This window comes from Neobacillus phoenicis (assembly GCF_047302305.1).
Taxonomy (GTDB): domain Bacteria; phylum Bacillota; class Bacilli; order Bacillales; family Cytobacillaceae; genus Neobacillus.
In genome coordinates this window covers 1,883,174-1,895,211 of sequence record NZ_CP154847.1, presented here as the reverse complement: position 1 = coordinate 1,895,211, position 12,038 = coordinate 1,883,174, and the positions used below count along the sequence as shown (strand labels likewise).

At 38.2% G+C, this 12,038-nt stretch carries 11 protein-coding genes; all 11 read right to left on the bottom strand.

Going from position 1 to position 12,038, the window contains the following annotated elements:
- Positions 1-280: 280 nt before the first annotated feature.
- The gene (ytxC, locus tag AA0X95_RS09725) at positions 281-1,162 is read right to left on the bottom strand and encodes a putative sporulation protein YtxC (RefSeq protein ID WP_413308349.1); all 882 of its coding nucleotides are present in this window, start codon (positions 1,160-1,162) and stop codon (positions 281-283) included.
- A 304-nt stretch (positions 1,163-1,466) separates the two neighbouring features.
- Positions 1,467-2,393 (bottom strand): primosomal protein DnaI, encoded by a 927-nt coding sequence (dnaI, locus tag AA0X95_RS09720; protein WP_413308347.1) that lies wholly within the window; start codon positions 2,391-2,393, stop codon positions 1,467-1,469.
- Positions 2,394-2,405: 12 nt separating this feature from the next.
- Positions 2,406-3,806: a replication initiation and membrane attachment family protein gene (locus AA0X95_RS09715; RefSeq protein ID WP_413308345.1), complete on the bottom strand. Its 1,401-nt coding sequence runs from the start codon at positions 3,804-3,806 to the stop codon at positions 2,406-2,408.
- Positions 3,807-3,864: 58 nt separating this feature from the next.
- Entirely contained in the window at positions 3,865-4,326 is a 462-nt protein-coding gene (gene nrdR, locus AA0X95_RS09710) for a transcriptional regulator NrdR (RefSeq protein ID WP_144564449.1), read from the bottom strand.
- A gap of 86 nt (positions 4,327-4,412) precedes the next feature.
- Positions 4,413-4,799, bottom strand: coding sequence for a hypothetical protein (locus tag AA0X95_RS09705; RefSeq protein ID WP_413308343.1), 387 nt, complete (start codon positions 4,797-4,799; stop codon positions 4,413-4,415).
- 273 nt (positions 4,800-5,072) lie between these two features.
- Positions 5,073-5,447 carry an adenosylmethionine decarboxylase gene (gene speD / locus AA0X95_RS09700; RefSeq protein ID WP_307290748.1) on the bottom strand — a complete coding sequence of 125 codons (375 nt, stop codon included), beginning with the start codon at positions 5,445-5,447 and terminating at the stop codon, positions 5,073-5,075.
- Positions 5,448-5,815: 368 nt separating this feature from the next.
- Positions 5,816-6,847 (bottom strand): glyceraldehyde-3-phosphate dehydrogenase, encoded by a 1,032-nt coding sequence (locus AA0X95_RS09695; protein WP_413308340.1) that lies wholly within the window; start codon positions 6,845-6,847, stop codon positions 5,816-5,818.
- 339 nt (positions 6,848-7,186) lie between these two features.
- A complete protein-coding gene (gene coaE / locus AA0X95_RS09690; RefSeq protein WP_413308338.1) occupies positions 7,187-7,795 on the bottom strand; it encodes a dephospho-CoA kinase in 609 nt (202 codons plus the stop codon).
- Between the two features lie 19 nt (positions 7,796-7,814).
- Positions 7,815-8,450 (bottom strand): sporulation membrane protein YtaF, encoded by a 636-nt coding sequence (ytaF, locus tag AA0X95_RS09685; protein ID WP_335533966.1) that lies wholly within the window; start codon positions 8,448-8,450, stop codon positions 7,815-7,817.
- Positions 8,451-8,548: 98 nt separating this feature from the next.
- Complete coding sequence (gene mutM, locus AA0X95_RS09680) at positions 8,549-9,376, bottom strand: DNA-formamidopyrimidine glycosylase (protein WP_413308336.1); 828 nt, start codon at positions 9,374-9,376, stop codon at positions 8,549-8,551.
- A gap of 14 nt (positions 9,377-9,390) precedes the next feature.
- Complete coding sequence (polA, locus tag AA0X95_RS09675) at positions 9,391-12,027, bottom strand: DNA polymerase I (RefSeq protein WP_413308334.1); 2,637 nt, start codon at positions 12,025-12,027, stop codon at positions 9,391-9,393.
- Positions 12,028-12,038 lie beyond the last annotated feature (11 nt).

The window sequence follows — 12,038 nt, the reverse complement described above, 5'->3', positions numbered from 1 at the left end:
CAAACAATTGATCATGACTTTGGTCAGGTAACGGCTGTTGCCGTCAACAATTACTAATTCCATAAAACAGGAAATGTTCACTGCTGAAGTTTAAAGGTGGTAAGTATTTATCCCGTGTTAGAAGACTTTCAGCCGCTGGTCTTCCTCTCTAGAAACCGTAAATAAAATACTGTTGTCCTTATCATTACTTTTACTACATATTTGCTATGTACGTTATTATAATGATTTACTTTTAAAATTGCAAGGTGCATAAAACTAAATATTGACATTATTTTATTTTTTATGCATGATTTTCAGAAGAATTTTCTTCAGGAATCCATTTTTTAATCTCACGAAGTGCGCCATACTCCTTAAGGGTTACTCTTTCCTCAAATATATTCTTGATGGTTCTAACCAACGGCTCATCAGGGTCTTTTGTATAAATAAAAATAGACGTTGGTGCAAGTGACAATAGCGGTGCAATGGAAGCGGAGTCAACATAAACAGGATGATTCACCAATAACCTTCTATCAATCAATCTTGTTAATTCGCCTCTTTTAATTTCAATAAAATCCTCATTAAAAAAAGTAATTTCTTCATCGAACAATAAATGAAGCGTATCCATTTTGGGCTCACGGTTCACCAAAAAGTCTCTTAGCATGTGCACAAACATTTGATATTCCTGCTCCATTTTGTATTCATCAATGGCTATCTCAACATAGCTTTCTAACGTTTGCAGATAGGAACGCAGGCGAAATTTAACAAAAGAGTCAAAAGAGAAGGTGACATTTTCATGAAGAATCTCCTCAATAGCTGTCCTAATTAGATTAGGCTCTTCATTTATTTCTTTAAGTAAAACAGCAAGGTCCTCTCTTTGCCCGTCCAGTATGGAATAGATAATATCAATAATCTGCTGCTGTTCTTCAATGTCGGTATAATAATAGTGATCACTTACTATCTCTCGAAACCAATGATCCCGTTTCGTAATCGTTATAAACTGATAAAATGCCGATTTCACCTTGTCAAACAAATCCGTAGAAAAGCAAATATCAACTATTTTTACTATATGTCGATCTTCTAAAAGAAGAATAGTTTCATTCATTGGATTATATGGTACATACTTCAGCAAGTGGTTATAAAACTTTTGTGCATCCAGCTTGCTTTGGAAGATGATTTCCGCCAACCAAATCCCCCCTTTGAGGCATTGTCTGTTTAATATATATGGGGGACTTGGCCAAAATAGAAGTTAGATAGCCTCAGTTTTAATATAATAATTAAGAAAAGCGTAAGCGCCTTGTTCAGCCCCGACAGGCAAATGTTCTTCGGCAAGAAAAGTCCGCCTTTTGACTTTTATTGCCGAAGGTTATTTGACCCGAGGGGCTAGGCGCTGGAGCTGGACAATTTTCGAAGTCGAATTTTATACTTTAAATGTAAAAAGGACTACCGGGTAATCCGGTAATCCCATAAAAACACCTTCTATTTATACACTAACGCCTATTAGGACCACTAACTAGAACTGGTTCGCTTAAGGTGCGAATTCGCTCCATGATTCGCATGGCCTTCATCTTTTCCTCTTCACCACGCTGGCTGTAGGTTAAATGATGCTCTAAACCTTGAAAATCAAAATTCGAGGTGAAGAATGTCGGAAGACTTTCAAGCATCCTAAATTGTAAGATTGGACCTAATACTTCATCTCTTGTCCAGCTTGACATTGCTTCGGCCCCAATGTCATCCAACATTAATACTGGTTCTTTTTTTAATGCCTCTATTTTTTCGTTTAGTGTGGAGTCTGCAATAGAGCTTTTCATTTCTCTCAGTAATTCAGGAACATAAACAATCATTGATGAGATCTGTTTTTTAGCGAGTTCATTTGCTATCGCACCTAACAAAAAGGACTTCCCAACACCAAATTTCCCGTAAAGATATAATCCTTTTTGTTTTTTGCCCTGCTCATAATTCATTAAGAAGGTCGCAGCTTTGTCCACTGCATCCAGTCGCCCGGTGTCCCCTTCAAAATCCTCAAAGGTAGCTTCCAATATATCTTTAGGTACATAAAGACTTTTAATTAGCTTTTCGTTTTTCTTCTTCTCATCTGCCATCACTTTTCTAGGGCAGCGCTTATAAATCACATCAATTGAATTCAAAGATAAAACGAGTTCAGGGTGGTAACCTGGCATAAAGTTAATGCATTTCCCAAGGCTTTCACAGCGTTCACAATCCTGACTTTGCTTTGTATACTCGTAAAGCTTACTCATGCTTTTATCAATCATCTCTGGAGTAATTTTATCCTGATGCCGAGCTAAAAACGATTTTATGTCACGATTCTCAAGAACCTCCTGGCGCTGTTTTTCATACCGTTTTTTAAAGCTTTCATTTGATGCCAGCCTTTGTAATGTTCTATTAATCCTTTCCATATCATTCACCCCCTACTTTCTAAACGCCTTTAATTTTTCTTCTATTGCCCGCTTTTTCGCTTCATCCTCTTCTGATTTGTTCGTTTGGATAGCAGGTTTTCCTTCTTCCGGACTTTCCTCAAACCACTCTGGAATGAGCTCTTTACGTATAGTTTTTTGCTTCGTTGGCCTTCCAGCCTTTTTGTTATCTGTCCAACCGATATACGTACGATGTTCGTTCTTTGCTAAGTCCATTGCTTCTTTCACTGTTTTGATTTGCTTCCTCGCCCAGTGGCCTGCTATCTTTTCAACATACCCTTTGGTAAGTTTCATATCTGTTTTAAGCATTACAAACTGAATAAGTACATTTATTACACCTGGAAGAAGCTTCTGCTTAAACATCACTTCCTCAATAATCTGCAGATCTGACTTCGATGGCTCTCCGCCGCCAGAAACATCCTTTAAGACTCTTAATGGAGAAGTGGTTTCTAAATAACGTATGAGTTTTTCTTCCTGTGTTTTTGGCTCATCTTTTTGAACCTGTTGGGCCGCAGGCTGCGTTCGTTCAATTAAACTTGGTAGCTGATCCTGATTGACATACTGATACCAATCACGAGCCCCCTTACGCAATTCTTCCAAATCTATTTCACTTGATTCATCGACTGCACTTAGGACAATATTTTTCATCTGAATAGGGTCAATATTGTACAGGAAGGCTAGATTGCTTATCATCTCTTTTACCTTTTGGGTTAGAGATTTTTTAGGTACAAGAGATTCATTTAACCCTGCCATCAATAAGTCAAAATCAAATGTACTTAATTCAATTTGTATTGGTTTCGAGTTATTACGACCAATAAAATGGTGGTCCACCTCTGGCTCCATTTCCTCAGACAATCCTTGAAGATATTGAAGACTACCAGGCGTAGCTGAAGCAAATACATCTTGAAAGGCCCTGGTTACATCCTGATATTCTTTTTCCTTTGGCATTTGCTGGTCAGAGAAAAACCGTTTTAGACGGGCAAAGTGGTTTTTTCCAATTTTCCGATAAAGAAAAATATTCAACATTCCATCCAAAAAGAATTGTTCAGGCGTTAAAGGTGGGATCAGTTCGTAAATAAAGGACCGATCTCCCTCCTCATCTGTTTTAACAAAGGTTTTTAATAACCCTATTCCCTCTAGCTTTAGACGCGCTTCATAAATATCCTTTAAATTTAACCCTAGCATGTTCATTAACAGATGGTGCGTAGATGAATCAGACCAAAGTCTATTTTCCTCCAGTTCCGCCCAAAGTGTCATATACAAGCTTAAACAAGTTGACCCGATCAAGGGCTGGTATAGAAACGTCAGCACTTTCCGGTCATACTCATGGAGCAGCCCATCGGATGCTACAATATAACGGTCGATAGGAAGGATTTCCTGCCAATGCTGCGCCATATAATCCCAACCTCTCCTTCAATAGTGAAAAAAGAGCCAAAGACGTTCCTTTAGCTCATTACGATTTTTCTTTTTTTATCAGTTCTTTTAATTCATCGATAAATACATTTATGTCTTTAAATTGGCGGTATACGGAAGCAAATCTTACATATGCGACTTCATCAACATGGGCAAGCCGATCCATTACCATTTCGCCAACAGCTTCACTTTTAATTTCAGAAATCCCCTGACTTCGAAGGTCCTTTTCCACACCGTGTGTAATATCTTCTAACTCCTTTAAGGCAACAGGCCGTTTTTCACACGCCTTAATCAAGCCCCTGAGTATTTTATCACGGCTGAATTCTTCCCGTGTACCTTCCTTCTTCACCACTATTAAGGGAATCTCTTCAATTTTTTCAAATGTAGTAAAGCGATATCCGCACTCCTCACATTCGCGTCTTCGCCGTGTTGCACGTCCTTCATCAACAGGCCGAGAATCAAGCACGCGTGTACCATAATTTTGACATGAAGGGCATTTCATTTTTAATCAACTCCAAATCTCACTAAATCCGAACAATTTCCTACTTTTATCTTATAAAAAAGCAGACCTTTGTACAAGTACAAGTATTAGGAGTTTTGTTTTCCTTTAATCAAAGTATGTATTTGATTCATCCGTTCGTAATAAGCAATAATTCGCTTTTTTAGTTCAGGATAATTGCCTAAGATTGAAAATCTTTCGGTTGAAAGGTTAAAGTCTACAGCGGTTTCTAATGGTTTAACAGAAACAACTGTCACAATCAGGAAACAAGAGAAAGGCTTAGTGATTTCTACCGCAATCTCCCCATGTTCTTTTGAGACCGTTAAGATGCGACAGTCAGCATCTTCATGAAATACCTTTTCAACTGATTCAAATATCTTATTAAAGTTGCCCTTATAGTAATGAGTATTTAAAGAAGCATCCTTATTTTGATCAGATGTTTCAATTTGACTTCTAAAGCGTCCGAATAAACTCATTTAAATAGTACCCTCCAAAAATTCTTCCTTTTCATCATTATAAGAAAGTATAAAATGCGACTTCGAGAATTGTCCAGCTCCAGCGCCTAGCCCCTCGGGTCAAATAACCTTCGGCAATAAAAGTCAAAAGGCGGACTTTTTTTACCGAAGAACATTTGCCTGTCGGGGCTGACCAAGGCGCTTCCGCTTTTCTAATTAGTTTACAACATAATGCGGAAAATATAAAAAGGAGTGTACATAGTTCGTACACCCCTTCGATCATTTTTTTTCGGATTAAAGTACCTTTGCTTGCTTAACATTTACTGGACCCATACCACGTGGGATTTCAATATTTTCACGTGTTTGAGCATTTAAAGCCTCAGCAATATAATCAGCAGCTACATTAGGGTTTAAATCACCACAAGTATATACATCAATGCTTGCATATCCATGCTCTGGGAAGCTGTGAATTGTAAGATGTGATTCAGAAATAATTACAACACCGCTTACGCCTTGTGGAGCAAATTTATGAAAAGCTACTTCGCGAATTTCTGCACCAGATTTAAGTGCTGCTTCTACAAAAGTTGTTTCAATAAAATCCATATCATTTAATTTTTCAAAGTCGCATCCCCAAAGTTCAGAGATTACGTGTCGTCCCATTGTTTCCATATTCTTTTTTCCCCCTCTAACCTTTTATGATGGTTTCCTGAAATCCGGTTATTGACGGTATCTTATAACTACCACGGGGGAAAGTTAGTCCAGAGAGGTCCTAACCCTTTAAGTAATTAATAGGTACCTAATTTCAAGAAGTTCACGATGACTAGTATACTTTGTTTATATTTTTTTTGCAACCTATCAATATAAAATTTTCATAAGATATTTTTGTAACTAGGCTAGGTGGGCATATTCCTCTATATTTAATAATAAAAAAAACATTAGTTCAAAAGCATTTTATGCTAAACTGTCCCATACTGGAACAGGCTAGGACAAAAAAAATGCTGTCAATCGACAGCATTTTTTTACCTTTTTATTCTGATCTAGCCTACCTTCACCTGTGAGGATTTTGCTATTTGCTCTGACACATATAAAGCCAAGTCTACGACACGAGACGAATATCCCCACTCATTGTCATACCAAGCTAAAACCTTAACCTTTCTTGTCCCCATTACCATGGTTGAAAGTCCATCAATGATAGCTGAATTCTCGTTTGTATTAAAGTCTACTGATACGAGCGGTTCCATTGTTAAATCTAAAATTCCTCTTAATCTGCCATGTGCAGCTTCCATAAAGGCATTATTAATATCATCAACCGTTACATCTTGGTGTAGGTCAACCACTAAATCAACAAGTGAAACATTTGGAGTTGGTACTCGTAATGCCATCCCATGTAATTTGCCTTTCAATTGTGGCAATACCAGTGATAGTGCTTTAGCCGCACCCGTTGTTGTCGGGATAATAGATTGTCCACAGGCACGCGCTCTCCGTAGATCTTTATGAGGGTTATCGATATTTTTTTGGTCATTTGTATAGGCATGAATTGTTGTCATCAATCCACTTTCAATTCCAAACTTCTCATCTAGTACCTTTGCAACTGGTGCAAGGCAATTCGTTGTGCAGGATGCGTTTGAAATAATATCATGCTGATTAATATCAAGCATTTCATCATTAACACCCATAACGATGGTAACGTCTTCATTTTTACCTGGTGCAGTTAAAATCACTTTTTTAGCACCTGCTGTAAGATGAAGAGCAGCTTTTTCTCTGGAGTTAAATTTTCCAGTTGCTTCGATTACGATATCAATCCCTAGTTCTTTCCATGGAAGCTGCTCCGGGTTACGGTCACTTAGCAGCTTAATTCTTTTACCATTTACAATTAATTCGTTATCTAAAGGGATCACTTCTCCCTGAAAAGGTCCATGATTTGTATCATATTTAAGTAGATGTGCTAATGTTTCAGCCGGGTAGCTCGCATTTATTGCAACTACATCAAGCTTTTTTTCAAGGATTGCTTTTCGAAAAACCATCCTTCCAATTCTCCCAAACCCATTTATTGCAATTCGTGACTTCATTTTACGGCCCCTTCCGTATTAATGTTATACTTTTGAGTTGTATTCTTGTAATTAGTATAACATATATAGGTATTATTGTGATGAATAAATTGCGGATTTTTAAATGTTTTATAATTCTGATAACTTATTAGTTTTTTTTCTACTTTTATGTTGATCTCCGCTCCAGGCACTTCGCTTTCCGCGGGCGTGCCGGGGAGCCTCCTCGTCGCTGCGCTCCTGCGGGGTCTCCCCAGCCCCGTACTCCCGCAGGAGTCTTCGTGCCTTCCGCTCCAATCAACAGAGTGTCAAAACTTAGTCTACACAAAAAAGAGAAGGAGGCTATCTCCTTCTCCTATTCCATTATTGATTTGTTCTAATACCAAATTGGGTTAATACGTTGATGAGCTGTTTGTTTGTTTTTTCTATTGATCCATTGTTATCAATTACTGCATCTGCTAATTTTATTTTTTCGTTTAGTGGCATTTGGGACTGTATACGTGCCTTTGCATCGTCAGCCGAGAGGTTATTTCGCTTCATAAGTCTTTCTAATTGTATGTCATAATCAACGTATACAAGAATCGTCTTCTCGACCATATAGGTTAGCTTGCTTTCAAATAATAGAGGGATATCCAGGACAATGACTTCTGCCCCGCTCTGCCGGGCAGCTTCAACCTGCCCCATCATTCTCTTTCTAACTTGCGGATGAACAATTTCATTTAAAAGCCTTCGTTTCTCTTCTTGATGGAAAATAATCGAACCTAATTTTTGCCGATCAATCTCCCCATCCTCCAATAATATGTCCTTTCCAAACGTATCAATTATTTGAAAGTAGGCTGCTTCACCTTTTTTCACAGCAAGACGAGCCTCCACATCTGCATCGACTACTGGTATATTCATTTCTTTAAACATTGTTGATACAGTACTTTTTCCACTGGCAATTCCGCCAGTTAAACCGATAACTAATGACATGCTTTTTTCCTTTCAGGTATCATAATTTCCAAATACCAATAATGATTAATAAAACCCCAGGTAAAAAAGTGAACTTTTGAATCCAATCGAATTTATGGAAAAATGCGCCACTTTTTATTCCTAACAGGACAAATAATGAGCTCATGACTGCAACAGTAAGAGCTAAATATAGTGGAGGAAATCCAAGCATAGCTGCTCCAATCCCAGCCCCAAAGGCATCTAATGACAAGGCAAAGCCCAACATTAATGCTTCGATCCCAGTAATGGTACCTGACTGGTCAAAGTCAGCAGACATGGGTTTTTTTAATATACTAATAGCTAATCCCAGGGAGCGTATCTCAAGGTTGACGATTGTTTTTTCATGTTCTACTAATTCTTTTTCTTTTTCCGGCCGAAAAAATTGGTACAATACCCAGGCACCTAGGGCAATCAGAATGAATCCCCCTAGTTTTGCCGTAATATTCGGTGATATTACTTTTTCTAAGCCATGCCCAATTGACACAGCAATCATTAAAGAGGCTGCCGAACAGGTCGCAATAACGAGAACAGATTTGATCGGCATGACCATTTTCCTTAATCCATAGGTAAACCCTACACTAAAGCTATCAAGACTAAGGGCAAATGCTAATATGAGAAGTGAGAACAACTGAACCATGACGTCTAGGACTCCTTCCTGAAAATCACTACGATAGTATATGGTAGGAGCCCATCCATTGTTATTGAATTGTTGTTTTCAAATTCATATTGCTTACTTTATAGTTTCTGACAGCTTGGGCAATAATGGGTGCCTCTTCCTCCGACTGTTGTTTTTTCAAGAGGGGTTCCACAATTCTTACATGGTTCTCCTTTTCGCCCATATGCATATAATTCAAGCTGGAACATACCAATTTCCCCCTGAGAATTAACATACGAACGAATCGTACTCCCTCCCTTTTTCACCGCTTCTCCTAGAGTAGCAACAATTTCACTGTGAAGAAGGCTAACCTCGTCCTCAGTTAAAGTACTAGCAAGCCGTTCTGGATGTATTCCAGCGCGGAAAAGGGCCTCATCCACGTAAATGTTGCCAAGCCCTACTAGTAATTTTTGATCGAGTAAGGCAGGCTTTACTTTCCTATTGGTTTTATTCAGTTTCCGAGACAGGTATTCTTGAGTAAACTCTTCTGAAAAGGGTTCAGGACCCAGCTCTATCAATGGAGGTTTTGTAAATTCTTCTCCCTTTTTATATAAATGCATCGTTCCAAACTTCCGAACATCTCTATACCGTAATTCAGTACCGTCAGTAAAATGAAAAATGACATGTGTATGTTTATCAAATGGAATTTCCTTCGGATGAAGTCCATACTTTCCTTCCATCCGTAAATGTGATACTAGCGCATAGTGATTTGTATATATGATAAGAAACTTCCCTCTTCGTCCAACATCAACAATGGTTTCTTTTTTTAAGGCATCAATAAACTGTTCAATCTCTACAGGATTTTTTATTATTTTTGGCCAATAGACGGTTATCTCTTCAATCATCTTATTAAGAACCAATTTTTTTAACGTCTTTCGTACTGTTTCAACTTCTGGAAGCTCTGGCAATATAGATTCTCCTTTTATTTAGCATCGAACCAAGTTGGACCGTAGGAATAGTCCACTTTTAATGGCACCTTCAATTCAAGAGCATTTTCCATGACACTTGGAACCAATTCTTGAAGAATCGCCACTTCATCCTCCGGTGCCTCAAAAATCAATTCATCATGCACCTGAAGCAATAAGCGTGTCTTCAACCCTTTATCCTTTAGTGCCTCATCCATATCTATCATTGCTTTCTTGATAATATCTGCTGCACTGCCTTGAATAGGCGTATTCATGGCTGTACGTTCCGCAAAGCTTCTCAAATTAAAGTTTCTGGCCGTGATTTCAGGGAGATAACGTCTTCGCTGCATTAATGTGGAAACATAGCCTTTTTGCTTTGCAGAATGAATAATATCATCCATATATTCTTTTACACCAGGGTAAGTATCTAAATATCTCTCGATGAAACGTCCAGCCTCCTTACGGGTTATCCCTAAGGACTGTGAAAGTCCATAGTCACTGATCCCGTAAACAATTCCAAAGTTAACAGCCTTTGCCTGACGTCTCATATTAGAGGTTACTTCATCTTCCGACACATGGAAAACCTCCATTGCCGTTTTAGTGTGAATATCAAGATCATCTTTGAACGCTTGAATTAATTTTTCGTCTCCAGCAATATGGGCAAGAACCCGAAGCTCTATTTGAGAGTAATCGGCTGCAAAAATCACCCATCCTTCCTCAGAGGGTACAAACGCCTGGCGAATTTTCCTTCCTTCTTCCAGTCGGATCGGAATATTTTGCAGGTTCGGGTCGATGGAGCTTAATCGTCCTGTTGCGGTTAAGGTTTGCTGGTACCTAGTATGCACTTTTTCTGTTTTTGGATCAATCACCTTTAATAAACCTTCAATATAGGTGGATTGTAGTTTGCCTAATTGTCGATACAGTAGAATATGCTCAATAATTTCATGATCTTCTGCTAACTTTTCCAAAACATCAGCCGAAGTAGAATAACCGGTCTTTGTTTTCTTTAATGCTTGAAGGCCTAACTTTTCAAATAGAATGACACCTAATTGTTTTGGAGAATTAATATTAAATTTTTCTCCCGCAAGCTCACAAATCTTCTCTTCTATTTCCACTAGTCGTTCATTTAGTTCTTTGCCCATTGTCTGCAGACGTTCCCGTTCTACCTTTATACCACACGATTCCATATCAGCTAAAATAAGTGAAAGTGGCATCTCAAGATCATTAAATAATTCATATTGTTCATTTGTTCTTAATTCATCTTCCAACTTATCCTTTATTTCAGCCATGGCAAGACCTTTACGTACAAGATGTTCTGCTAGCCTTGACTCTTCAGGGACTTTTCGTTTGGCTCCTTTCCCATAAAAGGAATCATCCGCTTGGATGTTATGAAAGTGATATTTTTGTGCAATCGCAGCAAGATCTTCTTGGGTTTCCGAAGGATTAATTAAATAGGAGGCCATTAAAATATCAAAGTCTGTACCTTTAAGATGGATATTTTGCCTTCTTAATGAAACCTCCGAACGTTTCGCATCATAAACAGTTTTCTTTTTCCCTTCATCTTCTGCCCAGTTTTTAAACGCCTCTGATTTCAAGGCTAGTTCCGTTGGCAGGTAAAAGTGTCCTTTTTCATTGACAAGGGAAAACCCAATAATCTCTGCATAATGATAATTATCATCAAGAAGTTCTACATAAAAATAATTATTTTCAGCAAAAATAGCTTCGGTTATTTCGGAAGGAATTACATATTCAATATCCAAAAGTTCCTGATTGTTATGTACGGTTGTATCTTCCCCCAGCTTGTCTAATAATGAATGAAAGCCTAATTCTTTAAAGAGCGGCACTAACTTCTCTCTAATATAGCCCTCAAAGGCGATTGTTTCTAAATCGACTTCTACGGGTGCCTGCCTTTCAATCGTTGCCAGCTCTTTACTCATTAATGCCTGATCCTTAAATTCCTCTAATTTTTCCTTGAGCTTATTCCCGCTTACTTGATCAATCGATTGAAGCAACTTTTCGAGGGTTGTAAATTCTTTTAACAGCTTAATGGCAGTCTTTTCACCTACTCCAGGCACACCAGGAATATTATCCGATGCATCCCCCATAAGACCTTTCATATCGATAATCTGTTCTGGTGTAAGACCATATTTTTCAGCTACATGCTCGGGAGTATATTCTTCTATATCCGTAATTCCTTTTCTAGTGATTCCTACAGTGGTATGTGGCGAAGAAAGCTGGGTTAAATCTTTATCTCCAGAAATAACTTTGACTTCATACCCATCCTTTTCAGCAGTTAAGGAAAGAGTTCCAATTATATCATCAGCCTCATAATTTTCTAGCTCATACCTTGAAATCCCATAGGCATCTAATAAATCACGAATAAACGGAAATTGCTCAGATAACTCTGGAGGCGTTTTTTGTCTCCCTCCCTTGTACTCTCCAAAGGTTTTATGTCTGAAGGTCGTTTTTCCCGCATCAAAAGCAACAAGCATATGCGTTGGTTTTTCATCCTCCAAAATTTTCATTAACATCATCGTAAAACCATAAACTGCATTCGTATGAATCCCCTTATCATTATTAAGGAGCGGTAGTGCGAAAAAAGCACGATAAGCTATACTATTTCCGTCAATCAGCACAAGCTTCTTCTTTTCCATCTTCTTCACCA